Below are 26,576 nucleotides of genomic sequence, written 5' to 3'. Positions count from 1 at the left end.
TATTATTGTACAAGTCATAATATTAATATATTAAAAGGGGTGAAAATCATATGGACTATGGTAGAAATGTAGATAGACTCCGAAAAACAAGCGTTTTTGGACAAAATGCCTTTGATTATGTTATAGGATTTATCGATCCAGATTTATTTGGTTATCTTAATGATATTCCTAGAGAAATAAAAAAAAATGTAGAGGAAATAAGATTGAGAATAAATAGACCTTTACTTCTTAATGTAGGTAAGAGGGAAATGTTCATAGATATCTATGGTAATATTTCTTCTGAACCTTATAAGAGTATTATTATAAATAAGAAAAATATAGAGAAGACTTTCCAAATAGCTTCTAATTACTCTGTTTATGCAGTGGAAGATGACATAAAGAAAGGATTTATAACAATAAAAGGAGGGCATAGAATAGGTCTTACTGGAAAGGCAGTATATAATTCAAATGACATTGAAACTATCAAGGATATATCATCATTGAATATGAGAATTGCTAAGGAGAAGACAGGAGTATCCAATAAAATTATGCCTTATATAATACATGGTGAGACTGTATACCACACCCTTATAGTTTCTCCTCCTCAATGCGGCAAGACTACTCTTTTAAGAGACATAATAAGAAATATAAGTAATGGGATTAAAAAAATAAACTTTAGAGGAATAAAAGTAGGAATAGTAGATGAGAGATCGGAAATAGCAGGTGTATTTAATGGTGCTCCTCAGATGGATATAGGGTTGAGGACAGATGTATTAGATGCTTGTAAAAAATATGATGGAATAATATCTCTAATAAGATCTATGGCACCTATGGTAATAGCTACTGACGAATTAGGAGAAAAAAGAGATGCTGAAGCCCTAAAAGAGGCATTGAGAGCAGGAGTAAAGGTGATAGCTACAGTACATGGTGAGGGTATCGAAGATATAAAAAATAAGCCACATGTAAAAGAAATAATGGAAAGAAATTTGTTTGAAAGAATTATATTGTTAGATAATTCTAAAGGGGTAGGTACTATAAGGGATATATTGGATGGCTCTAAATTTAAGTCTGTTATACATGGAGAGATTTAAATGGGAATTTATCTTAAAACATTTGGGAGTATAATGATTTTATTTTCTTGTGGAAAGTTGGGAAATTATATTGGAAATAGATATAGGAATAGATTTTTGAATTTAAGATTATTTGAGGAATGCGTTGAAATATTGGAAACAGAAATATTATTTTTTTCAAATCCTCTAAAAGATGCATTTCAAAATGTTTATTTAAAAGGTAATAAAAGAGTTTCAAAAGTTTTTTTCGAAATAAGTAAGGAAATGAATATTAACAAATATATTAATTTGCAAAATTGTTTTAAAGATGTATTAGTTTTTAACAGGGGAGATTTATGTTTAGAATGGGAAGATATAGAAGTAATAGTTGGACTAGGGTTCAATTTAGGAACAACAAATAAAAAAGATCAGAAGAAGTTTTTTAGATCTACTATTAAGCAACTTAAAATTCAGCAAAGGGATGCTGAAGAAAAAATGAAAAGAAATGAAAGATTATATAAAAGACTGGGATTCTTAAGTGGATTGGCTATAATCACAGTACTTATATAAATGAAAGGGGTAATAAAATGAGTGTAGACTTAATATTTAAAATTGCTGCAATAGGTATTTTAATTTCAGTACTTAATCAAGTATTAGTACATGCTGGTAGAGAAGAGCAAGCGATGATGACTACTTTAGTAGGTATAGTTATAGTCCTTATGATGGTAATAAATCTTATAAGTAGACTTTTTGAAAATGTAAAGACGATTTTTCAACTTTATTGATAAGGAATGATTATATGGAAATACTTAAAATTGCAGGAATAGGTCTGATAGGTACAGTGTTATCTGTTGTATTGAGACAGGAGAGACCAGAAATTGCCCTTAAAATAAATTTGGCTACAGGGATAATAATATTTTTAATGATCATACCAAAACTAGAGTATGTTATTAAAACATTAAGTAATCTTGCACAGAGATTAGATATAGATTTTATGTATTTTACCACAATTGTAAAGGTTATAGGAATAGCATATATTGCTGAATTTGGAGCTCAAATATCTAGAGATGCAGGAGAGGGGACTATAGCATCAAAGATAGAACTAGCAGGAAAGATTTTGATAATGATAATATCTATACCTATATTGATGGCATTGTTGGATTTAATAGGAAAAATATTACCCTAGGGTGTGAAAAAATGCTTAAGAAGATAATATTAGTGATAATTATTATACATTTTTTAATTCCTATTAATGTAATAGGAGAGAATGTTTCTGTAGAGGAAGAAACATTAAAAAGAAATGAGATTATAAAAGAACAATTAGATTATTTAAATATAGATGAATTGGAGATGTTAATATCTGATATAAATAAAGATGCAGAAAAATATATACCTAAAATTAAATTCAGAGAATTTATATTTTCATTAGTTAAAGGAGAGGGGGTTGTAAACCCGTCAGATTTGATCAATGGAATTTTTAAAATGATATTCCATGAAGTAATAGTTAATTCAATGTTAATGGGAAAGATATTAGTTTTAGCAGTATTTTGTGCAATATTAACAAATATACAGAGTACATTTGAAAAAAATACTATTGGTAAATTAGCATATTATATATGCTATATACTACTCATAACTATGGTAATAAAGACATTTACTATGGGAGTAAGAGTAGGTAAAGATGCTATAGATCAAATGGTAACTTTTATGCAAGCTCTACTTCCTACGATAATAGTTTTATTGACAGCAATGGGAGGAATAGCTTCATCAGCATTATTTAAACCTATAGTTTTGGGGTCTGTAAGTATTATAAGTACAATAATAAAAGACGTAATATTTCCGTTAATTTTTTTCTCGGCATTAATAGGTATAACTGGTAAAATAAGTGATAAGATACAGATAAATAGAATAGGAGGTTTGTTAAAAGAAGTATCTATAACTATTATTGGCATTTCTTTTACTGTTTTTATGGGAGTAATATCTATACAAGGTGTAACATCTTCAAAGGTTGATGGGGTAACTATAAGAACAGCTAAGTTTGCAATTGATACTTTTATACCTATAGTTGGGGGCTTTTTATCTGATGCGATGGACATGGTAGTAAGTTGCTCAATGCTTTTAAAAAATGCTATTGGAGTAATAGGACTTCTTGTACTATTTGTTATTTGCTTATTACCTGCTGTAAAGCTTATATCATTGGTATTTATATATAGATTGGCTAGTGCTATTATTGAACCTATATCTGAGGATAAAATAATAGATTGTTTGTCAGAAATAAGTAAATCATTAATAATGGTGCTTGCAACAGTTTTATCTGTTGGAGTTATGTTTTTTATATCTATAACTATAATAATAGGGGCTGGTAATATAACTCTTATGTTTAGGTAGGTGATAAAATATTGGATTTAATAAAGGATTGGGTTAGAGATATAATCGTTCTTTCTGTTTTTATATCTATACTTGAAACATTATTACCTAATGGTGATATGAAGAAATATGTAAATGTAATTATAGGATTAATGATTATTATAGTTTTGATAAATCCATTCATATATCTAATAAATGATGGCATAGATATAGAAAGAGAAGTATTTATAAAAACTAATGATTATAATATTTCGGTGAATGGAGATAATGAAGATTTGCAAAAGGCCCAAGAGGAACAAATTATTAATGTCTACAAAAGAAAGATAAAAACAGATATTATGAGTTTTATAAATGCAGAAGGTAATATGATAGTAGATGATATAAATATATATCTGAAAGAGACTAAAGAAGAAATGGGAGAAGTGAAGAATATAGAAGTTATTATGAGACCAGAGGTTATAAAGCATAAAAAGGATTCCTCTGATAATATAAATGTAAATGTAACTTTAGATAATAGTAATATAAAACAAGATAGTAAAGATTATGAAAGAGTTCGAAAAAAAATATCGAAAAGATACAATATTAATGAAGAGAATATTGTTTTTATTCCATAGTTTAAGGGGGAGTGGAATTGAAAATATTAGATAGAATAACATCATTTTTATCAAAAAAGGAAAATAGTAAAGTAATAAATATTTTAGTGATTTTTTTCATAGGGCTTATAATACTTATTTCAGCATCTTTCTTTACATCAGATGATACTACCACCAATATATTAGATGAAAAGGTAAAGGTTGAAAATAAAATGAACTCAAAAACGGAAGATAATCTTATAGATTATTATACTGGAAGATTGGAGCAAAAATTGGCCAAAACCTTAGAAAGTATGAAGGGAGTTGGGGATGTAGAAGTTATGGTAACTTTAGATGATACTGTGGAGAGAATACCTGCTATAGATAGTACAAAGGTCGTAGAGACAACCAGTGAAAAAGATGCACAAGGAGGGGTAAGAGAAAGGAATAGGGAAGATTATACAGAAAAAGTAGTTGTGAGTAATGACAATTCAAATTCTTTAATGATAATTAAAGAGGTAAATCCTAAAATTAAAGGAGTTATAGTGGTAGCTGAAGGTGCTCAAAATTTTGAAGTAAAGGAAAAGATTTATTCAGCAGTGAAGACAGTTTTAGATATATCAGGGAACAAAGTAGAGGTTTATACTAAAAAGTAGATATATGGAGGGGGATTTTACTATGTATAAAAAGAGAAAATTATTTATAGGTGTATTATGTTTATTACTAATTTTTATTGGATATATAAATCATAGATTGACTGATGAATCTTTAAAAGAAACTTCAGATGGATATGAAATATATGAAGAAGAAATGATGGGAGCATATAATTTTGAAGATAAAGAAAGCGTAGAAACTTCGTTACCAAATCTTGAAATAGTAGATGAAGATATTGAAATAGTAGATAGTAAAGATAATATAGAAACTACAGAAGATTCAAATGAGGATATATCAGCTTCGGCTCAGATAGGTATAAAGGATGACTACTTTGTGAAGTATAGAATGGATAGAGATAAACAAAGAGAAAAAATGATAGATGAACTAAAGGAAATAGTAGATAATAAGTTAACTGCTGAAGATATGAGAAGTGAAACTCAAGGGAAAATTATAAATTTACAAGAATTATCACAAAAGGAATTATATATTGAGGGACAGATAAAGTCTAAAGGGTTTAATGAAGCAGTTGCTTTTTTAAAAGATGATGGTGTAACTATAGTTGTGGCATGTGATAAATTATCGGAACAAGATGCCATGAAGATACTTGATATAGCTATGGAAGAGACGGAGCTTTCTGCGTCACAGATCAAAATAATCGAAAAAAAATAGTTTGATTTGTAAAAGGGTATATATTCTGGTATAATTATCATGTGAAAATGAAAGACAATTGGGGGTGTAAGTTTTGACAAGTGAGGTTAATAATGATAATAAAGAATATGGTCAAATAAAGATAGCTGATGATGTTGTAGGAGTTATTGCGGGATTAGCTGCTACTGAAATAGATGGCGTAGTTGGAATGAGTGGTGGATTGACTGGTGGTATATCGGAGATTATAGGTAGAAAAAATTTATCTAAGGGTGTTAAGGTAGAAGTTGGAGACAAGGAAGCTTCAATAGATCTATATATTATTGTAGAATATGGAGTTAAGATACCTGAAGTTGCTTGGAAAATACAAGAGAATGTAAAAAATGCAGTGGAGAACATGACAGGTTTAAATACAATTGAGGTAAATATCCATATTCAAGGTGTAAATATTCAGAAGGAACAGAAAGATGAAGAAGGAGAAGATATACATAAATTAAAATAGTGTTTTATTAACCCTCTGATATATCAGAGGGTTAATTTAGCTTAATCTTAAGTTAAATATATAGTATAATATAAGTAATAATAAGAAAAGTTATGGATAAAGGAAAACTTAATTTAGATTTGAGGAGGAAATCAATCCTATGGGTAGAAAACTTGCTAGAGAGTCAGCAATGAAACTTATTTTTCAGTTAGAATTAACTAATGATTTTTCAAATGAAGCTGTAGATGTTTTTATAGATAATAATGGATTTGATCAAGGAGAAAGAGCATATATAATCGATGTAGTTAATATAGTTCGTGAAAATAAAGAAGAAATAGATTGCAAGATAGAGGCGCATTCCTCTGGGTGGAAGATAAACAGGTTGGCTAAAGTTGATTTGTCCATACTTAGAATAGCATTATATGAGCTTTTTTATAGAGAAGATATACCAATAAAGGTCTCTATAAATGAGGCATTAGAAATGAGCAAAAAATATAGTGGAGATGAATCTACTAAATTTATTAATGGTATATTAGGTACAATAGTGAGAGAGTGTCCAAATAATGAAGAATAGATTTTTTTTAGGTATAGATACTAGTGCTTATACTACGTCTATTGCACTAATAAATGATAATGATGAAGTATTATTAGATAATAGAGAAATCTTAAATGTTAAAAAAGGAAAAAAGGGATTAAGACAGCAAGAGGCTATATTTCAACATATGCTAAATGTCCCCTATATGATTGAGAATATATTTAAAAAAATAAATTTTAGCTATATTATGGGGGTAGGAATTAGCTCTAAACCTAGAAATGTTGAAGGCTCATATATGCCAGTTTTTAGAGTTGGAGAAGGATATGGAAAGGTTATATCAGATACATTGAATGTTCCATTATTTAGTTTTAGCCATCAAGATGGTCATATAGCGGCAATTAATGTGGATAATAATTTATCTATTCAAAATGATTTTTTAGCATTACATATATCTGGAGGGACCACAGAACTTTTAGAAGTAAAAAATTCTAATAAAGGGTATAAAATAAATATATGTGGAGGAACTAGTGATATAAGCGCTGGACAATTAATTGATAGAATAGGTGTTAAATTGGGATTTGGATTTCCAGCAGGAAGAGAATTAGAATATTTATTTAAAGATAAGGGTAAGGTTTTAAAAAAGGTTCCTATAAGCACAAAAAATAGTTGGATTAATTTTTCAGGACCTGAAACATATTTTATAAAAACAATAGATAAAGGAGATTTTTCAAAGGAAGATATCGTTAGGAGTCTTTTTTATTGTGTAGGAAAATCTTTAGCTAATATATTAGAATATAAAATATTAGAGGAAAAATATAAAGAAATATTAATAATTGGTGGCGTGGCATCAAATAATTATATTCGTCAATTATTGAAAGAAAAATTAAGTAATTATGCAGATGTAAAAATACTATTTCCAAAGAATGAATATTGCACAGATAATGCAATAGGTATTGCATGGCTATGTAGAAGAAGTTATATTTCAAAGGAGGGAGAAAATGGATTATAGGTTACTAGATGGCAAAAAAGTTTCTAATGAAACAAAAGAAAAAATTGCGAAAGAAGCAAAACGATTAACAGATGATTATGGAGTAAGACCTGGGCTTGCTGTTGTTTTAGTTGGAAATGATCCAGCATCTCAATTATATGTTAATATGAAAGAAAAGGCGTGTAAAAAAGCTAATTTTTATTCAAAATTGATTCAGCTGGATGAAAGAACTTCCCAAGATGATGTAATAGATGTTATTGAGGATTTAAATAAAAATGATAATATACATGGAATTTTGCTGCAATTACCTTTACCTAATGGAATGAATGAGAAATTTGTAAACTCTAAGATATCCCCTGAAAAAGATGTTGATGGCTTTCATGCTATAAATGCAGGGAATCTTTTTCTGGGAGACAAAGGATTTATACCTTGTACACCTAAAGGTATTCTTAGGCTTATAAAGTATTATGATATAGAAATAGAAGGAAAGGATGTAGTGGTAATAGGAAGAAGTAATATAGTGGGTAAACCGGCAGGGTTATTGCTATTAAATGAAAATGCTACTGTTACTATATGTCATTCTAAGACTAGAAATATTTCGGAGTATACTAAAAAAGCAGATATTTTAATATCGGCAGTGGGAAGACCCCATTTGATTAAAAAAGATATGGTTAAATTAGGTGCAATTGTAGTTGATGCTGGGACTAGTAAAGTAGATGGTAAATTATATGGAGATGTTGACTTTGAAAATGTAAAGAACAATGCTTCATGGATAACTCCTGTGCCTGGTGGGGTTGGACCTATGACTATAGCTATGCTACTAGAAAATACATTGGAGGCATATAAGAAAAAATGGAAATAAAGCCATTAAAGATAAAAGAGGTAAATGAATATATACGAAGAATGTTTGCTACAGATCCAATACTTTATAACATTTCAGTAGAAGGAGAGATATCTAATTTTAAGCATCACTATAGTGGACATATGTATTTTACTCTAAAAGATGATGAAAGTAAACTCAATTGTGTAATGTTTAATGGTGACAATAAAGATTTGGATATTAATTTAGAAAATGGCATGCATATAGTTGCATCAGGATATATATCAGTATATAAAAGGGATGGAAATTATCAGCTCTATGTAAAAGATGTAAGAAAAAAGGGAATAGGTGAATTATATAAGGCTTATGAAAAATTGAAGAAGACCCTTGAACGAGAAGGTTTGTTTGAACAAGAATCTAAAAAAGAACTACCTTTATTACCAAGTCAGATAGGGGTAGTAACTTCTGCAACAGGTGCTGCTATAAGAGATATTATAAATGTAGTAACTAGAAGATTTCCTACTATGAATATCATAATTTATCCAGTGCTAGTACAGGGGAAAAAGGCCCACGAAGAAATATGTAAGGGGTTAAAGTACTTTGATGAAAGAGAAGATATAGATTTAGTTATTGTTGGTAGAGGAGGAGGGTCGTTAGAAGAACTTTGGGCTTTTAATGAGGAAGATGTTGCTCGAACTATATATAACATGAGTATACCTGTTGTGTCAGCAGTTGGTCATGAAACTGATTTTACTATTTCTGATTTTGTGGCGGATTTAAGGGCTCCTACACCTTCTGCTGCTGGAGAGATTTCTGTACCAGTTATAGATCAGATAAAGGAAAAATTAGATAATCTATTGTTTGGATTGATAAATACTCAACGGGATTATATTAAAAATAAGAAAAATGTATTAGAATATATAAGAGTAAGTAGAATTTTTACAGAGTATAAAGATTTAATCAATCAAAACAGACAAATATTAGATAGTTTGTATAAAGATTTAGATTATAACCTAAATACTTTGATTAAAGAAAAAAATTCTATGATAAATAATATTGATGCAAGACTGAAAAATCTTGACCCTAAAGGGATATTATCTAGAGGGTATATACAATCTTTAGATGAAAATGGACATCATATACATAGTATTCAAGGATTGACAAAGGATCAAATATTGAATTTGGCATTTAAAGATGGACATGTTAAAGTAAAGATTATAGATATAAATGGAAAAGGGTGAGAATATGAAAGAACATTTAAATATGGAGAATTTATCTTTCGAAGAGGCTGTTGAAGAGATTGAAAAAATCATATTGAACTTAGAAAGGGGAGAAATCCCCTTGAATGAGTCTATAGATAAATTTGAAAAAGGCATAGAATTGTATAAATATTGCAACAATTTGCTTAATAGATATGAAGGTAAAATAAAAAAGATAGTTGAAGATATAGATGGAGATGTTATTGAAGAAAATTTTGAATTTTAATTCAAATTATATTAATAAAATATATGGAGGATAAAATGAATTTTAAAGAAGAATTATATAATTACAAAGAAATTGTAGAAGAAGAATTACATAGGATATTGCCTAAAGGCAGTTCTCTTCAAGACAAAGTATTTGAGGCTATGGAATATAGTATATTTGCAGGTGGGAAAAGGTTAAGACCGATTCTTACTTTAAAGACATGTGAATTAGTTGGTGGAGATATTAAAGCAGCAAAATCTTTTGCTGCTGCATTGGAGATGATACATACTTATTCTTTGATACATGATGATTTGCCTGCAATGGATGATGACAATTATAGAAGAGGTAAGTTAACCAATCATAAAGTCTTTGGAGAAGGTATAGCCATATTAGCTGGAGATGGGCTTTTGAATTATGCCTATGAAACAATGATAAATCATACATTAAATAATATAAATGAATCTGATAAGTATATAAAAGCATTTTGTGAAATAGCTAAAGCAGCAGGAGTTTATGGAATGATTGGAGGGCAAGTAGTAGATATACTTCATGAAAAAAAATCTATTGATGAAAATACATTAAACTATATCCATATGCATAAAACTTCTGCATTGATTGAAGCATCAATAATTTCTGGTGCATTAATTGGAGGAGCTACAGAAACAGAATTGGAACAATTGAGAGCTTATGGGAAAGCAATAGGATTATGTTTTCAGATAAGGGATGATATTTTAGATAAAATAGGAGATAAATCTAAGCTTGGTAAGGATATAGGAAGTGATGAAGGGAAAGAAAAGGCTACATATTTGAGTTTTTATGGTATCGAAGGCTCTATTGGAAAGACTAAAGAACTTAGTAATGAAGCTATAAATATAATGAATAAATTTGAAAATAGGAATAAGGAATTTTTCATAAATTTGGCAGAATATCTTTTGGTAAGAGAGGATTAAGTTTGATAAACTTTTCATATTTGTCTATTTTCCTATACTAATGGATAATTTATGAGATTGAAATAGACAATACCATATGGTATAATGTAGTTCACTCGGAATGGTGCAGTATTCTAGTCAGTACAGCCAATCTCGAAGGCGGGGCTAAAAATCCGTCGAAGGGCACATCGATGAAGTTCCTGGTTTCGGCTTTTGACGCCCAGTTGAGGGTCGTTTCTGGGAGTAAGGAGGATGGGGCGATCTACAATGGCATGTGGGCGATGACCCTACCTCCGTGGAGACATGACTTATATTAAGTCATGATAACCTGTATTGCGGTGTAAACTGCTTGCAGAGTAGCCTGCCTTGAGTGAAATAGGTGGATAATAGTTGTGACTCTGAATTTTATGGGCCCATAAAATAAAGGGTTTTGCTGTTGAAACCTATTTTGCAAAAGAGGCTAAGGATTGGCATGACTGTTGAGGAAAACTCCTAGACTGTTCATATAAGGTATTTTAGGGATTACAGTGCGTGCTTAGTGGTAATCCAGTCCTATTATTGGTGACATTATAGAGAAGATATTAAAGGGAAACCGCTGTTATGGCGACAGACAGTTGTCTTCTGGGAAATCCTACTGGACCTAAGCCGCAAGATTTACCTGAAATATTACCATTCCATAGCTGCTGATAGCATATGCTATCAGCTTTGTTTTTAATATAGGAAATTTAAGATATGGAGGAAGATATTTTGGTCCAAGATAAAAAAAAGAAGCTCAAACCTAAAGAAAAAAATTTTTTGAATAAATATAATATAAAATGGGTAATAGCAATTTCTATGGGTACTTTTATAATGGCTATAGTATTCAGCATTATATCTGAAAGTATAATGAGAAATGTCGAGATTACAGTAGCATTTATAACTCTTTTAGTAATAGTATTTATAGGGGTTACATTCGATGCTATAGGTATAGCCGTAGCTGCTGCTAATGAAAAACCTTTCCATGCTATGGCAGCAAATAGTATACCTGAAGGGAAATATGGTTCTAGACTTGTGAGAAATGCGAGTCCAGTATCAAATTTTTGTAATGATGTCATAGGAGATATATGTGGTATAATTAGTGGGGCAGCAGGTACAATAATAGTATTAAAATTAGTAAATATTTATGGTTTTTCTCAAGGAACTGTATTGAGTATTGTATTTAGTAGTTTTATAGCTGCTTTAACTGTGGGGGGAAAGGCCTTTGGAAAAGAGATAGCATTAAAAAATTCTAGAGAAATAGTTTTTTATACAGCGAAAGTTGTAATGTTATTGGATATGAAATTAGGCATAAATGTAATACCTGAAATGAAAAGGAAAAAAAAATAGAAAGAGAGTGGTATTTTGAGTAAAATATTAGACAAAATTCATTCATTGAATGATGTCAAAAATCTTAGCATAAGACAAATAAATGCTTTGACAAAAGAAATTAGAACATTTTTAATAGAAAATGTTTCAAAAACTGGAGGACATTTAGCGTCTAATCTTGGAGTTGTTGAGATGACATTGGCTTTGCATAAAGTTTTTAATAGTCCAAAGGATAAAATAATATGGGATGTGGGTCATCAGTCATATGTTCATAAAATTATTACGGGGAGAAAAGATAAATTCAATACGCTAAGACAGTATAAAGGTATAAGTGGGTTTCCTAAAAGAAGTGAGAGTGACCATGATATTTTTGAGACAGGTCATAGTTCCACATCTATTTCAGCAGGTCTAGGCATGGCATTAGCTAGAGATATAAAAGGAGAAAAGCATGAAGTTATATCAGTTATAGGAGATGGTGCTATGACAGCTGGTATGGCTTTTGAAGCCCTAAATCAAGCTGGAGATACTAGAACTAAGTTGATAGTAGTTTTAAATGATAATGAAATGTCAATTTCTAAAAATGTTGGAGGCCTTTCACATTATTTAGATCGTATAAGAACTGCCCCTACATATTTTAAGATGAAAGAAGATGTGGAGAGTTTATTAAATAGCATACCCGCCATAGGTAAAAAAGTGTTTAAGACAGCAGAAAAGGCAAAAGATAGTCTTAAATATTTTTTAGTTCCAGGTATAGTTTTTGAGGAAATTGGGTTTAAATATTTAGGACCAGTAGATGGTCATAACATATCTGAATTAATAGGAGCTTATAATAGAGCTAAATCTGTAAAAGGTCCTGTAATAATACATGTGGTTACTAGAAAAGGTAAAGGATATCTTCCTGCAGAAAAAGATCCTGATCAGTACCATAGTGCTTCCCCATTTGCTATAGATACTGGAAAACCTCTAAATAAATCTACAGGATATAAATATTCTAATGTTTTCGGTGATGTATTGACTGAAATGGCAGAAGAAGATGATAAAATAGTTGCTATAACTGCTGCTATGCCATCTGGCACAGGTTTAAATAAATTTAAATCTAAATATTCAAGTAGATTTTTTGATGTAGGTATAGCAGAACAGCATGGAGTAACATTGGCTGCTGGATTAGCTAATGCAGGACTGAGGCCATATTATGCAGTTTATTCTACATTTTTACAAAGAGGATTTGATCAAGTATTACATGATGTTTGTATACAGAATTTACCTGTAACCTTTGCTATTGATAGAGCTGGGCTAGTGGGAAATGATGGAGAGACACATCATGGTGTGTTTGATTTTTCTTATTTGACACCTATACCAAATATTACAATAATGGCACCTAAAGATAAAGTAGAATTTATAAATATGATAAGATACTCATCAAAAGTAGAAGGCCCTGTAGCACTAAGATATCCTAGAGGATATTGTTGGGAAAATAATGATCTAAAAGCAGTTCCTATTGAATATGGTAAAGGAGAGATTTTAAGTAAAGGAGATAATATTGCCATTATAGCAGTGGGAAAAATGGTAGAGATTGCTTACGAAGTAATAAATAGATTTAAAGAAGAGGGACAAGATTTAACCCTTGTTAATGGGAGATTTATTAAACCTTTAGATGAAGAGATGATACTACAAATGGCTAAAGAGCATAGAATATTGATAACCGTAGAAGATAATGTTATTAGTGGAGGGTTTGGAAGTGGTATAAATGATTTAATTATAAAAAATAATTGTAAATGTGAAGTATCAAATTTAGGAATTCCAGACGTATTTATTGAGCATGGAGATACAGATATCTTATTTGAAAAATATGGATTAGATGTTCAAGGCATTTATAATTTTATAAAATCAAAACTTTAAAATTAGAAGCGGAGAGATAAAATGAAATCTAAAAAAAAAAGAGCGGATGTATTATTAGTTGAAAAAGGATTAATAGATAGTAGAGAAAAAGCCAAAAAATATATAATGGCTGGATTAGTATTTATAGATACTGAAAGAGTTGATAAACCTGGTTCAAAGCTAGATGTAGATAGTAATATAATAGTAAAGGGAAATCCTATTCCTTTTGTAAGTAGAGGTGGTCTAAAGTTACAAAAGGCATTGGAGGTATTTCCTATAGATTTAAAGGACAAGGTCGCATTAGATATAGGGGCATCGACTGGTGGTTTTACTGACTGTATGCTTCAACAAGGAGCAAAGAAAGTATATGCTATTGATGTAGGGTATGGACAATTAGCATGGAAGATTAGAAATGATGACAGAGTAGTTGTTATGGAAAGAACAAATATAAGATACGTGACTGAAAAAGATCTTGAAGAATTAGCTAATTTTGTGTCTATAGATGTTTCATTTATATCTTTAAAGCTAGTCTTACCAGTAGTATTAAATCTAACTAAAGAAAAAGTGGATATAATAGCATTGATAAAGCCTCAATTTGAAGCTGGCAAAGAGAGGGTCGGGAAAAAAGGAGTAATTAGAGATATTAAAGTACATGAAGATGTAATATTTGAAATATATCAATTTTGTAAGTCGGTAGGATTAATATTTAAAGGGCTAACTTACTCTCCAGTAAAAGGTGCAGAAGGAAATATTGAGTATTTAGTGCATTTAAAAAAGGGAAAAGAGCATGAAGATGATAAGGATTTATGTTTGATAAAAGATATTGTTGATATGTCCCACAAAGATTTGAAATAAAATTTTCCGTTAGTTTTATTTATAGAAGGGAGGAAAAATATGAGAAAATATGCAAGGCAGAGTAAAATATTGAAATTGATAGAAGAATATGAAATAGAGACTCAAGAGGAATTAGCAGCCCATTTGAAAAGACTTGGTATAGATGTCACTCAAGCTACAGTATCAAGAGATATTAAGGAATTGAGATTAGTAAAGGTGCTTTCTAAAACTGGAAAATATAAATATGCAGTTATAGGTCAAAATCAAGACGGTATAACAGAAAGATTAATAAATATATTTAAAAATTCTATTGTTTCTATAGATATTGCAGGTCATATGCTTGTCTTGAAGACTATACCAGGTGCTGCTAATATAGCCGGTTCTGCTGTAGATGCCCTTGGAATTGAGGAGATAATAGGATGTATAGCTGGAGATGATACTGTATTTGTTGCAGTTAGCAATCAAAATAAAATTAACGATATAATGCAAATTTTTTATAAATTATTGGAGTAATGGAGGTAATGTAGATGCTCCTTGAAATTAACATTAAAAACTTTGCTATAATTGATAAAATAAAGATTTCTTTTTTTAAAGGCTTTAATGTTTTAACTGGTGAAACTGGAGCGGGAAAGTCTATTATAATAGATGCTGTAAATCTTATTCTTGGGGAAAGAGCAGGAAAAGATTTTATCAGAAATGGCAAGGAAAAATCAATAATAGAAGGTTTGTTTCATATTGAGAATGTTAAATTAATAGAAGATATATTGTTGGAATATGGTATAGAGATGGAACCAGATAATAATATACTATTGACTCGAGAGATATTTGCTTCTGGAAGAAGTATTTCTAGAATAAATGGGAGAACTGTTACACTTAATATGTTAAAAAATCTTACTAGTAATATGATTGATATTCATGGACAGCATGAACATCAATCCCTTTTGTCGTGGGAAAAACATATAGATTTTCTAGATGCAATGGGAAAAGAACCTTTAATTAGTTTAAAAGAACAAGTTTTGAAGGAATATAATAAACTTGTAGATACAAAAAAGAAGTTAAAATCTGTAGTTAAAGATGATATGGAAATTGAAAGAAAGAAAGATCTGCTTAAATTTCAATTAGCAGAAATTGATAGTGCTAATCTTAAAGAAAATGAAGAAAAGGATATCTTAAATGAATATAAAGTTTTGTCCAACAGTGAAGATATTATGAAATCCATAGGGATTATAAATCAAGGATTAAATAATATGGAATATGATAGACCTTCAGTTATAGATATGTTACGAGATATGGTATTCACTATGAAGAAGATATCTAGTTATGATGACAAACTTAAGGATTATTATGATTCTATGTCCTCTGTGCTATATGAATTAGAAGACATTGGCAGAGAAATAAGATCATATTCTGAGAATATTAGTTATGATGAAGAAAGATTAAAAGAATTGTCTGATAGAATAGATATTATAAATAAACTAAAAAGAAAGTATGGAAAAACGATTAAAGATATTTTAGAGTATAGAGACTTTATGTATAAAGAATTGAAATTGATAAATAATAGCGAAGAAGAGATAGAGATATTGAAAAGAAAAATTTCATATCAAGAAGAACTTTTGGAAAAGCTGAGTAAAAATCTTACTGAAGAGAGAAAAAAAATAAGTGTAATTTTTGAAAATAAAATTACGAATGAATTAAAAGAGTTAAACATGAGTAATGTAACTTTTAAAGTAAAATTTGATAAGTTTGATTATTATACAAAAAAAGGTATAGATAGAATAGAATTTTTAATTTCAACAAATCCTGGAGAACCATTAAAACCATTAACTAAAATCGTTTCTGGTGGTGAGATGTCTAGAATTATGTTAGCTTTTAAAAGTATTTTGGCTGAGATAGATCACATACCGTGTCTTATATTTGATGAAATTGATTCAGGAATAAGTGGTAGAACTTCTCAAATAGTTGGTGAAAAAATATCAGATATTTCTAAATCGCATCAAGTTTTATGCATAACCCATTTACCACAAATAGCTGCAATGGCCGATGCACATTATTTAATTGAAAAAGTTGTAAATAAAAATATGACTAAAACAGTTATAAAATCACTTAGCTATGATGAAAGGATAGAAGAGTTATCAAGACTATTGGGAGGGGTAGACTTAACTAAAAAGACAAAGGAACATGCTAAAGAAATGATTGAAATGTCAAATAAGTTTAAGAAAAAGGGACATGTTTAGTAGTTAATAGTTAGTAGTTAATAGTTAGTAGTTATTGGTTAGTAGTTAATAGTTAATAGTTAGTAGTTAATTGTAGAGAACCTATAGTTCTTATAATTAAACTGCTTATTGTTAATTATTGACTACTAACTTTTCTATTTTTTTGAAAAAAAATCAGATATTCCAATATATGATTTTACATAGAAATATAATAAATTTTTTTATGTAATATAAAAAAAATTATTAGGCAAATTAAATATATAGAAAGTTTTAAACTGAAATTGGTTAAACTCTTTATGTAATACAGTATGGAGGTGAAGGTCACAAAAGGGGAAATCAGGAGAGTGATAGTTATTGACAAATATCAATAAATTTATTAAAAGATTTTTTTTATTCATGGTAATAATATTAATATTTATATATTCTATACAATTCTATAATATATATAAATATCCTCAACAAATAAGTATATTTAAAGGTAATGAAAGAAAAATCAATGTAATTTTTCCTATAACGGCAAATATTTCTCAAACTGAATTTGATGATTTAGCTCTAGAAAATATTGAGGTTTCTAATTATTCAAGAATAATGAAATCTTTTAATTTTCGTGCATTAGAAAAGGGAAGCTCTAAAATTCAATTTAAACTTTTTGGACTAATCCCTATAAGAAATATTGAAGTTAATGTATACAACAGACAGTTGCTTATACCTGGAGGTCAATCAATAGGAGTAAAATTAAATACTAAAGGTGTGCTAGTAGTTGCTTTATCTGAAATAGAAGATTTAAATGGAGAAAAACATAATCCATCATTGGATGCAGGATTACAAGTAGGAGATATTATAGTTAAAGCCAATGATATTGAAGTTAAAAATTCTCAACATTTGATAGACATAATAAACCATTCCAATGGAGATATAAAATTAAAAGTAAAAAGGAAAAATAAAAATTTTGTCACTTCTATAAAACCCATAAAGAATATTCAGGATAAATATTTAAGGATAGGAGTGTGGGTGAGAGATAAGACAGCAGGAATAGGAACTTTAACCTTTGTAGATCCTCAATCAAATAAATTTGGTGCATTAGGCCATGGAATAACAGATATAGATACTAGACAGCTATTGCCAGTAGGTAAGGGTGAAATAATAAAAGCTAAAGTATCATCTATTGAACAAGGAAAAAAAGGTGAGCCCGGAGAAATAAGGGGTATTTTTTTTGACTCAGACAGTATGATAGGAAAGATACATTCAAATACTGAATTTGGAATATATGGTATAACAATGGATGATTTTCTATCTAAGGAAAAAGCTATGCCAGTAGCTATGCAAAATGAAATTAAGGAAGGAGAAGCATTTATATTAACCACTATAGATGGATATAGAATAGAAAAATATAAAGTTGAAATTATTAAAAAAGAACATCAAAATAATCCAGAGCCCAAGGGAATGATAATAAAAATAACTGACAACAGATTAATTAAAAGCACTGGTGGTATAGTACAGGGAATGAGTGGTAGCCCTATAATACAAGATGGTAAATTAGTAGGTGCTATAACACATGTTTTTGTTAATGACCCAACTCGAGGATATGGTTTATATATAGAATGGATGCTAGAAAAAGCTGGATTACAACCATTAGATGAAGAAGAATTTGCTGAAGTAAATTAAGAAACAAAAATGAGTTCCCACAATTTAGGAACTCATTTTTGTTTTGCTAAATTTATCATTAAAAAATGTAGATAAATAATATAATTTATTATGTCTTATAAAAAAATTACTTAATTTAGAAAAATAGGAAGGATATATATCACATATGTCGAAAATAAATATAGACAGTTACATATAAAATAGAGTTAGGGGGTAATTTAAATGGACAGTGAGAAAATAGGAGTACTTATTGCAGATGATAATAAAGAATTTTGTGGAATACTAAATGAATATTTATCTGCACAAAAAGATATTGAGGTTGTTGGTTTAGCTAAGGATGGTATAGAGGCACTGGATCTAATTAATAAAAAAAATCCCGATGTATTGGTATTAGATATTATAATGCCTCATTTAGATGGGTTGGGGGTATTAGAAAAACTAAATAAATTACAAACTACAAAAACACCAAAAACTATTATTTTGTCTGCTGTTGGACAAGATAAGATAACCCAAAAGGCTATTAATTTAGGAGCAGATTATTATGTGGTGAAACCTTTCGATTTTGAGATATTTATAAAAAGAGTAAGAGAGTTAATGGGAATAAGTTATAATGATATGGAGAGTAAAGGCTCTATTGATCTGTACAATAGCTATATAAGTCCTACTGTATCAGGACAAAGTTTAGAAGCTAAGATAACAAATATAATTCATGAAATTGGAGTACCTGCACATATAAAAGGATATTTATATTTAAGAGAAGCTATTGGAATGGTAGTTGAAAATATGGAATATTTAAGTGCAGTAACTAAAGAACTTTATCCTTCTATAGCAAAGAAATTCAATACAACTCCCAGTAGAGTAGAAAGGGCAATAAGACATGCCATAGAAGTAGCTTGGAGTAGAGGAAAAGTAGATACTATAAATAAGTTATTTGGATATACAGTTCATAATGACAAGGGAAAGCCTACAAACAGTGAATTTATTGCTATGGTAGCAGATAAATTAAGATTAGAACAATAAAAAATACAACTTCAACAATTACAAAACAAAAACATCCAATTTATATTTATTTTTTAAGGATGTTTTTGTTTTGTAATTAATATCATAATAGATGTTATCATAATTGATAATAAACAAATGAATTTTTTATATATTTTTAGCAATAATAATCTTAAAAGAACTACTTAATGGAGGAAAAAATGATAACAGGTCAAGTTAAAAAAGATAAAATAACAAAAAAATTAATAAAAAGATTAAAACCTCAAAATATAGCACTTATAAAACATAAAGATTTAGATGAATTATCTGCTATATCTTTATTAAATAGTAAAGTTAAATGTATTATAAATGCAGAGCCTACAATTAGTGGGAAATTCCTTAATCAAGGTCCTAAAATATTGGCAAATAAAGGTATGCCCATATATGAATTAGATAATAGTAATTTCTTTGAAAAAATTAATGAGAATGACATTATTAAAATTGAAAAAAATGCTGTTTTCTGCAATAATCAATTTTTATGTAATTGTAAATTAATAAAAGACAAAGATATAAATACAATGGAAAAAGTAGCTAAAAATAATATGGAAAATCAATTTTTAAATTTTGTAAATAATACAATTTTTTATGCAAATAAAGAAAAAGAATATATATTAGAAAAATATAATCTAAGTCATATTAGTACTGAATTTAAAAATAAGGAAGTTCTAATCATAAGTAGAGGAAGGTTTTATAATGAAGATTTAAATATGGTGTCAAAGTACATCAAATATAAAAGTCCTATATTGATTGGAGTAGATGGCGGTGGAGATGCCCTATTAAATATAGGATTTAATCCTGATGTATTGATTGGAGATATGGATAGTGTATCCGATCAATGCTTAAAAGAATCTAAGGAAATACTTGTTCATACATATATGAATGGCAATGCTCCAGGATTAAAGAGATTAAAGAAATTAAAAATCCCATCAAAATTATTATCATTACCTGGTACAAGTGAAGATGCAGCCATAATGCTTGCTTATAAGCAAGAAGCATCATTTATATATCTTCTGGGTTCTCATAATAATATGATTGATTTCCTTGAAAAAGGAAGAGAGGGAATGGGAAGTACTTTTTTAGTTAGGTTGTTAGCAGGACATAAAATAATAGATTTAAAGGGAATACATAAATTGATGGAATATACAAATAATGATTATATTTATTATCATTGATTGAAAGGGGATAATATACAAAGCATATGGAAAAAAACAATATTATAGCATTGATACCGGTTTTTAATGAAGAAAAAACTATAAGAAATACTATATTAGGTATAATAAATCTAAAAATTATAGATAGAATTTTAGTGATTGATGATGGTTCTACTGATAATACTATAGAAAAAATAAAAGATCTGAATGTTAAAATAATAAAATTAAAAAAGAATATGGGAAAAGGTTATGCTATTAAAAAGGGTCTGGAAAGTTTATACAATATAAATTTTAGCTATCTTGTATTATTAGATGGAGATTTATCAAATACTAGTAAAGAAATATTAAAGCTATTAAAACCTGTATTAGATAAAAAAGCAGATGTTTCTATTGCAAAAATTACAGCAAATAAAAAAGGTGGATTAGGACTGGTAAAAAGTTTAGCCAAATATGGAACATATTTTTATACAAAATGTACCTTGGAGTCAGTATTATCTGGTCAAAGAGTTTATAAAAAAGAAGTAATAAATAATATACATTATATTCCAAATGGTTATGGTGTGGAAACAGCTATGACTATAGATATATTAAATTCTGGACATAGTATAATAGAAGTCCCTGTTAATATGAAACATAGGGAAACAGGTAGAGACCTAAAAGGATTTATGCATAGAGGAAAACAATTTATAAGTATATTATATACTTTGATAATCATATTTATTAGAAGGTGCAATAATGCTTATATATGATTTTTTATTTTTATTTTTGGGATTTTTTATAACTTTTATATTAATGCCTAATATTTTAGTATTTTTGAGAAAAATAAATTTTTTTGAAAAAAATTATAACAATATTTTAATTCCCATATCTACTGGTTTTTTTTTAGGATTAATTGAGTCATTTTTGTGTGTAATTCATTTGATTGTTTTAAGAGAGATGGATATATTTATTATTATTTTTATTTTTGGAATGGTAATTATAGGAATAGTAGGCATAATAGATGATAAGTTTGGAAATAAAAAAATAAAAGGTATTCGGAATCATATATTATATTTTTTTAAAAAAGGTAAAATCAGTACTGGTATTGCCAAGGCCTTTGTAGGTGTGTTTTTTTCTACACTTATCTCATTATTTACTACTAATAATGAAATAACATTTGTTTTAAATTCCATAATTGTTGCACTTAGTATAAACTATATAAATCTTTTTGATTTAAGGCCAGGAAGATCTATTAAAATCTCTATATTAACATTATTTGTAGCCCTAATTATTTCACAAAATAAAGAATATAATTTTATAGCATATTCTACATTAGGAATTATATCAGCATATCTACCATTTGATTTAAAAGGCAAAGCAATGCTAGGAGACTCAGGATCTAATATATTAGGATTTATACTAGGAACTTATTTTATCACTATACAACCAATATATATTAAAAATATAATACTTTTTATATTAATATTAAGCAATACAATGGCTGAATTTTTTTCTTTTTCTACTATTATAAACAATAATAAAGTTTTAAAATATCTAGATGATTTGGGAAGATAGAAATGGGGTGGGAATCTGATAAATTTTAAAGAAGGTATAGTCATAAAAATTGTTGAATCCTATGATAATATAACTATCGTCAATGTATCAATAGATGAAAAAATTTCTAAGGCTATAAATTACAATAAATTAAATGGCAAAATAGAAGTTGGTGATAAAGTAATATTGAACACTACAGCAATGGATATTTCATTAGGTACAGGGGGATATCATTTTATAGTATATAATTATTCTTTTAGAAATGATTATAAATGTCAAGGACATATAATGAAATTAAGATATACTCCATTTCAAATGAGATGTTTTACAGCTGAAGAAAAAAATACACAATATGAAGATGTCTTTAATAAATTTGATACACTTAATAAATCTATAGTAATAGTAGGTACTTTGCACAGCATGGTAGGTCCAATAGCTGCAATGTTAAAATATTTAATGCCTAGTATCAACATAACATATATAATGACCGATGGCGGTGCTCTACCTATATATCTTAGTTCTAATATAAGAGAACTTAAAAAAAAAGAATTAATAGATAATACAATAACTATAGGTCATGCCTTTGGAGGAGATATGGAATGTATAAATATATATTCAGGTTTAATTGCTGCTAAACATATATTTAAAGATGATGTTACTATAGTAGCTATGGGACCAGGTATAGTAGGAACTGGTACCAAATATGGCTTTTCAGGTATAGAACAAGGACAAATTATAGATGCAGTAAATAATTTAGATGGCACAAGTATTACAGTTCCCAGGATAAGTTTTTCTGATACTAGACAACGGCATAGGGGAATTAGTCATCATACTATAACTAATCTTACTAATATCATGTGTACAAAAACAAATTTAGTTTTACCCTATCTAAAGTTTAAAAAAAGAAAAATTATAAAAAAACAGATAATATATAATGAAATTCATAAAAAACATAATGTTTTATATGAAAATGGTAAAGACATAAATGAAATTCTTGACAGATATGATTTAAACATAACTACAATGGGAAGAAATTTTGAAAAAGATAAAGAATATTTTTTTAGTTTAGGAGCAGTAGGTAGATGGGTAATTCATTTTATGAATTGTCATAAAACAAATACTACTTTACAAAAGACTTCAAAGTAATATAATATATAAAGACAATATATTAATAAATACATATTATTTTTAGGAGGTTTAAATAATGGCCCATATTGAAAAGACTATGAAGTCTGAAAAAATATATGAGGGTAAAATAGTAAATTTAAGAATAGATACTGTGGAATTGCCTGATAAAAAATATTCTAAAAGAGAAATAGTAGAGCATCCTGGTGCAGTTGCTATAATAGCTGTAAATGAAAAAAATGAGTTAATTATGGTAAAGCAATATAGAAAAGCAGTTGAAGATGAATTATACGAAATACCCGCAGGAAAAATAGAAATTGGAGAAGATCCAAAGAGTTGTGCCATTAGAGAATTAAAAGAAGAAACAGGATATACACCTGAAAATATAGATTATATTTTAGAATTTTTCACATCACCAGGATTTAGTAATGAAAAACTTTATTTATTCATGGCTACTGGATTAAATGAAGGAGAAGCAACTCCTGATATAGATGAATATATTGATGTTGTTAAGCTTAAAATAGAAGATTTACTGACAATGATAGAAGAAGGCAAAATACTTGATAGCAAGACAATAATAGCTATCCTTTTAGCTAAAAAGTTTGCATGTGAAAAAGAATAAATTAATATTATTATAGTTTTTAGCATTAAAAACTATAATAATTATGAGTAATATAATCTCCCTGACAAGCATAATTATTTGTAAAGGCTTGTATGAAAGGGGGATTTTTTTTGATAAACAACATTATGAATTTTGTATACAAGCATTTTAAAAGTAATATTTTTTTGTATTTCTTAATTCTAGTTTTTTTTATGGTTGGTATTTCAATAGGGGCTATTTTAATAAATGCTATAGGAATTAATGAAAAAAATCAATTAATAAATTTTATAAATACACTTTTCAATGTTTTAGAGAATGATAGTTTGGAACCTTTAAATATATTTAAATATTCATATAAAAATAATATAATTAGTATTATTCTTATATGGGTTATGGGAATAATAATAATAGGTGTACCACTAATATTATTTATAGTAATGTTAAAAGGTGTAGCACTAGGCTTTACTGTAGGCATATTATTTACCGAATTTGGCATGAAAGGCTTAATTTTTGCATTATTAACCATTGTACCTCAAAATATCTTTATAATTCCTAGTATAATTATTGCATCAGTTCTGTCTATAAATTTCGCATTAAAAACTATCAATTTAAGAATAAATAATACAAAAAGAATAAGCTTTCGAAAAAGATGTATTACATTTACTTCTATAATTATACTATTATCTTTATTATTGATTATAGGTGGGCTTATTGAAGGATACTTTACTCCTGTTTTTATGAAAATAGTATTAAAAACCATGTAAAAGTCATATTAGTTTCTATTTTTAAAGAAAAATAAAGGAATTTGATTATTCTTGTTGAATGTTATAGAATATAGAAGCTAATACTATATTTTAATTAAAGATTAATAAAATATTCCATGTTAAAAAATCTAGATCTATTTTTATCAAAGGGGAAATAATATGAATGATGTATTATATGGATTTATTGATTATTTGTTGTATGAGAAAGAGTTATCTCAAAACACTATAGAATCTTATAAAAGAGATTTAGAACAGTTTATTACATATCTAAGTACTATTGATACACCAATAGAACAATTTACAAAAACTAATGTTATAAAGTATATGATGATTTTGAAAAAAAGGGGAAAGGCTACATCAACAGTATCTCGGTCACTAGCCTCTTTAAGGTCTTTCTGTCAATATCTTATTAATATAGGTATATTAAATAAAGATCCAACTATCAATTTAAAATCTCCAAAGCAAGAAAAAAAACTTCCAGATATACTTACTCATAGTGAAGTAGAGCTATTATTAAGTCAACCTAGTAATGATACATCAAAAGGAGTAAGGGATAAAGCTATGTTAGAGTTACTATATGCTGCTGGCATAAGAGTAACAGAGTTAGTATCTTTAAACTTAGAAGATATAAATTTAGATGTTGGATTTGTTATCGGAGGAAAAAATTCTTCTAATGAAAGAGTTATACCTATAGGTAAGATATCAATTGAAGTTTTAAGTAAATACATAAAAGATTATAGAGATATCCTGATTAAGAATGATAATGAAAAGGCTCTTTTTGTAAATTATTATGGAAATAGGCTTACTCGTCAAGGATTTTGGAAGATAATAAAATATTACACCAAAAAGGCCAATATAGATAAAAAAATAACGCCCCATACTCTGAGACATTCCTTTGCTGCTCATCTTATACAAAATGGAGCAGATCTTAAATCAGTTCAGGAAATGTTAGGGCATTCAGACATATCTACAACACAAATATATACTAAAATTGAAAATAATAAAATAAAAGATGTTTACAAAAAGAATCATCCAAGGGCATGACATTTTACATATAGAAGAATCTTCTGCTTAATATTATATAAGGAGATTCTTTTGTTTATGTATAATAAATATACAAATACTTAAAAAAGGAGGTTGTTTTTTTGAGTTTGAAAAAGATAATGGAGAGTAAAGAATATCTAGAAAAAAGATTTAAAAAATCTCCTGAAATAGCAATGATTTTAGGTTCAGGATTAGGAGTTTTAGCAGATGAAATAAAGGATAAAATAATAATTAAATATGAAGATATACCAAATTTCCCAAAATCAACAGTAAAGGGACATAAAGGTCAGTTAGTTTTTGGGGAGCTTATGGGAAAAAAAGTGATTGCTATGCAGGGAAGGTTTCACTATTACGAAGGCTATGATATGAAACAAGTAGTCTTTCCAGTGAGAGTGATGAATATGTTAGGGGCAAAAAAACTATTAGTAACCAATGCTGCTGGAGGGGTAAATAAAAATTTCAAACCAGGAGACTTAATGATTATAGAAGACCATATAAATTTTGCTTTTAATAATCCTTTAATAGGAAAAAATCATAATGATTTAGGTCCTAGGTTTCCAGATATGTCTCATGCATATAGTGCTGATTTTATAGATATAGCTTTAGAAACTGCAAAAGAAATAGAATTACAAATTAAAAAAGGTACTTATATGTTTTTAACTGGTCCAACATATGAGACTCCTGCAGAAGTAAAAGTAGCTTCATACTTAGGAGCAGATGCGGTGGGGATGTCTACAGTACCAGAAGTTATATCTGCTGTTCATATGAAAATGAAAGTTTTAGGGATCTCTTGTATAACGAATATGGCTGCTGGTATATTAGACAAACCTCTTGACCATAAAGAAGTAATTGAAACTTCGGAAAGAATCAAAGATCAATTTATTATGCTTACTAAAAATATTATAAAAAAATTATAAGGAAGTG

Annotated in this window: 30 protein-coding genes; all 30 read left to right on the top strand. The window is 28.4% G+C overall.

Annotation, left to right across the window (positions count from 1 at the left end):
- Positions 1–50 precede the first annotated feature (50 nt).
- The 30 genes from spoIIIAA (at position 51) to Q326_RS0103295 (ending at position 26,569) form a co-directional block, all read left to right on the top strand.
- The gene (spoIIIAA, locus tag Q326_RS0103440) at positions 51–1,070 is read left to right on the top strand and encodes a stage III sporulation protein AA (RefSeq protein WP_051531074.1); all 1,020 of its coding nucleotides are present in this window, start codon (positions 51–53) and stop codon (positions 1,068–1,070) included.
- Positions 1,071–1,598, top strand: a complete 528-nt coding sequence (locus Q326_RS0103435) for a hypothetical protein (protein WP_026894108.1) — start codon at positions 1,071–1,073, stop codon at positions 1,596–1,598.
- A gap of 17 nt (positions 1,599–1,615) precedes the next feature.
- Positions 1,616–1,813 (top strand): stage III sporulation protein AC, encoded by a 198-nt coding sequence (spoIIIAC, locus tag Q326_RS0103430; RefSeq protein ID WP_026894107.1) that lies wholly within the window; start codon positions 1,616–1,618, stop codon positions 1,811–1,813.
- A 14-nt stretch (positions 1,814–1,827) separates the two neighbouring features.
- On the top strand, positions 1,828–2,214 hold the full coding sequence (spoIIIAD, locus tag Q326_RS0103425; protein WP_026894106.1) for a stage III sporulation protein AD: 387 nt from the start codon (positions 1,828–1,830) through the stop codon (positions 2,212–2,214).
- Positions 2,215–2,225: 11 nt separating this feature from the next.
- Positions 2,226–3,416, top strand: coding sequence for a stage III sporulation protein AE (spoIIIAE, locus tag Q326_RS0103420; RefSeq protein WP_026894105.1), 1,191 nt, complete (start codon positions 2,226–2,228; stop codon positions 3,414–3,416).
- 11 nt (positions 3,417–3,427) lie between these two features.
- Positions 3,428–4,009, top strand: coding sequence for a stage III sporulation protein AF (gene spoIIIAF / locus Q326_RS17830; RefSeq protein WP_051531073.1), 582 nt, complete (start codon positions 3,428–3,430; stop codon positions 4,007–4,009).
- Positions 4,010–4,026: 17 nt separating this feature from the next.
- Positions 4,027–4,623 (top strand): stage III sporulation protein AG, encoded by a 597-nt coding sequence (gene spoIIIAG, locus Q326_RS0103410; RefSeq protein WP_026894104.1) that lies wholly within the window; start codon positions 4,027–4,029, stop codon positions 4,621–4,623.
- 22 nt (positions 4,624–4,645) lie between these two features.
- Positions 4,646–5,290 (top strand): SpoIIIAH-like family protein, encoded by a 645-nt coding sequence (locus tag Q326_RS0103405; protein ID WP_026894103.1) that lies wholly within the window; start codon positions 4,646–4,648, stop codon positions 5,288–5,290.
- Positions 5,291–5,363: 73 nt separating this feature from the next.
- Positions 5,364–5,768, top strand: a complete 405-nt coding sequence (locus tag Q326_RS0103400) for an Asp23/Gls24 family envelope stress response protein (RefSeq protein ID WP_026894102.1) — start codon at positions 5,364–5,366, stop codon at positions 5,766–5,768.
- A gap of 139 nt (positions 5,769–5,907) precedes the next feature.
- Positions 5,908–6,321, top strand: coding sequence for a transcription antitermination factor NusB (gene nusB, locus Q326_RS0103395; RefSeq protein WP_026894101.1), 414 nt, complete (start codon positions 5,908–5,910; stop codon positions 6,319–6,321).
- On the top strand, positions 6,311–7,291 hold the full coding sequence (locus Q326_RS0103390; RefSeq protein ID WP_026894100.1) for a hypothetical protein: 981 nt from the start codon (positions 6,311–6,313) through the stop codon (positions 7,289–7,291). Before nusB ends, Q326_RS0103390 begins: the two co-directional genes overlap by 11 nt.
- Positions 7,281–8,132, top strand: a complete 852-nt coding sequence (gene folD / locus Q326_RS0103385) for a bifunctional methylenetetrahydrofolate dehydrogenase/methenyltetrahydrofolate cyclohydrolase FolD (RefSeq protein ID WP_026894099.1) — start codon at positions 7,281–7,283, stop codon at positions 8,130–8,132. Before Q326_RS0103390 ends, folD begins: the two co-directional genes overlap by 11 nt.
- Positions 8,123–9,331, top strand: coding sequence for an exodeoxyribonuclease VII large subunit (xseA, locus tag Q326_RS0103380; protein ID WP_026894098.1), 1,209 nt, complete (start codon positions 8,123–8,125; stop codon positions 9,329–9,331). The genes folD and xseA overlap by 10 nt, the downstream gene beginning before the upstream one ends.
- A gap of 4 nt (positions 9,332–9,335) precedes the next feature.
- Entirely contained in the window at positions 9,336–9,575 is a 240-nt protein-coding gene (gene xseB / locus Q326_RS0103375) for an exodeoxyribonuclease VII small subunit (RefSeq protein ID WP_051531071.1), read from the top strand.
- A gap of 35 nt (positions 9,576–9,610) precedes the next feature.
- Positions 9,611–10,504 carry a polyprenyl synthetase family protein gene (locus tag Q326_RS0103370; protein ID WP_026894096.1) on the top strand — a complete coding sequence of 298 codons (894 nt, stop codon included), beginning with the start codon at positions 9,611–9,613 and terminating at the stop codon, positions 10,502–10,504.
- Between the two features lie 726 nt (positions 10,505–11,230).
- Positions 11,231–11,848 carry a hypothetical protein gene (locus Q326_RS0103365; protein WP_245592053.1) on the top strand — a complete coding sequence of 206 codons (618 nt, stop codon included), beginning with the start codon at positions 11,231–11,233 and terminating at the stop codon, positions 11,846–11,848.
- A gap of 15 nt (positions 11,849–11,863) precedes the next feature.
- Positions 11,864–13,726 (top strand): 1-deoxy-D-xylulose-5-phosphate synthase, encoded by a 1,863-nt coding sequence (gene dxs / locus Q326_RS0103360; protein WP_205687639.1) that lies wholly within the window; start codon positions 11,864–11,866, stop codon positions 13,724–13,726.
- Positions 13,727–13,747: 21 nt separating this feature from the next.
- The gene (locus tag Q326_RS0103355; RefSeq protein ID WP_026894093.1) at positions 13,748–14,560 is read left to right on the top strand and encodes a TlyA family RNA methyltransferase; all 813 of its coding nucleotides are present in this window, start codon (positions 13,748–13,750) and stop codon (positions 14,558–14,560) included.
- Positions 14,561–14,599: 39 nt separating this feature from the next.
- Entirely contained in the window at positions 14,600–15,052 is a 453-nt protein-coding gene (locus Q326_RS0103350) for an arginine repressor (protein ID WP_026894092.1), read from the top strand.
- Positions 15,053–15,066: 14 nt separating this feature from the next.
- Positions 15,067–16,773 carry a DNA repair protein RecN gene (gene recN, locus Q326_RS0103345; protein WP_026894091.1) on the top strand — a complete coding sequence of 569 codons (1,707 nt, stop codon included), beginning with the start codon at positions 15,067–15,069 and terminating at the stop codon, positions 16,771–16,773.
- Between the two features lie 333 nt (positions 16,774–17,106).
- A complete protein-coding gene (spoIVB, locus tag Q326_RS16505) occupies positions 17,107–18,417 on the top strand; it encodes a SpoIVB peptidase (protein WP_245592052.1) in 1,311 nt (436 codons plus the stop codon).
- A 201-nt stretch (positions 18,418–18,618) separates the two neighbouring features.
- A complete protein-coding gene (gene spo0A, locus Q326_RS0103335) occupies positions 18,619–19,416 on the top strand; it encodes a sporulation transcription factor Spo0A (RefSeq protein WP_026894090.1) in 798 nt (265 codons plus the stop codon).
- 179 nt (positions 19,417–19,595) lie between these two features.
- Positions 19,596–20,606, top strand: coding sequence for a putative cytokinetic ring protein SteA (steA, locus tag Q326_RS16500; protein WP_051531056.1), 1,011 nt, complete (start codon positions 19,596–19,598; stop codon positions 20,604–20,606).
- A 26-nt stretch (positions 20,607–20,632) separates the two neighbouring features.
- Positions 20,633–21,334: a glycosyltransferase family 2 protein gene (locus tag Q326_RS0103325; protein WP_026894089.1), complete on the top strand. Its 702-nt coding sequence runs from the start codon at positions 20,633–20,635 to the stop codon at positions 21,332–21,334.
- Positions 21,321–22,139, top strand: coding sequence for a hypothetical protein (locus tag Q326_RS0103320; protein WP_034600964.1), 819 nt, complete (start codon positions 21,321–21,323; stop codon positions 22,137–22,139). Before Q326_RS0103325 ends, Q326_RS0103320 begins: the two co-directional genes overlap by 14 nt.
- 15 nt (positions 22,140–22,154) lie before the next feature.
- On the top strand, positions 22,155–23,264 hold the full coding sequence (locus tag Q326_RS0103315) for a DUF3866 family protein (protein ID WP_026894087.1): 1,110 nt from the start codon (positions 22,155–22,157) through the stop codon (positions 23,262–23,264).
- Positions 23,265–23,322: 58 nt separating this feature from the next.
- A complete protein-coding gene (locus tag Q326_RS0103310) occupies positions 23,323–23,865 on the top strand; it encodes an NUDIX hydrolase (RefSeq protein ID WP_026894086.1) in 543 nt (180 codons plus the stop codon).
- 110 nt (positions 23,866–23,975) lie between these two features.
- Complete coding sequence (gene spoIIM / locus Q326_RS0103305) at positions 23,976–24,608, top strand: stage II sporulation protein M (protein ID WP_026894085.1); 633 nt, start codon at positions 23,976–23,978, stop codon at positions 24,606–24,608.
- Between the two features lie 159 nt (positions 24,609–24,767).
- Positions 24,768–25,652 carry a site-specific tyrosine recombinase XerD gene (gene xerD / locus Q326_RS0103300; protein WP_026894084.1) on the top strand — a complete coding sequence of 295 codons (885 nt, stop codon included), beginning with the start codon at positions 24,768–24,770 and terminating at the stop codon, positions 25,650–25,652.
- Between the two features lie 101 nt (positions 25,653–25,753).
- Entirely contained in the window at positions 25,754–26,569 is an 816-nt protein-coding gene (locus Q326_RS0103295) for a purine-nucleoside phosphorylase (protein ID WP_026894083.1), read from the top strand.
- Positions 26,570–26,576: the final 7 nt, after the last annotated feature.

This window comes from Clostridiisalibacter paucivorans DSM 22131 (genome assembly GCF_000620125.1).
Classification (GTDB): domain Bacteria; phylum Bacillota; class Clostridia; order Tissierellales; family Clostridiisalibacteraceae; genus Clostridiisalibacter; species Clostridiisalibacter paucivorans.
The sequence above is the reverse complement of the archived record's forward strand: the minus strand, read 5'-3'. Positions and strand labels throughout refer to the sequence as shown.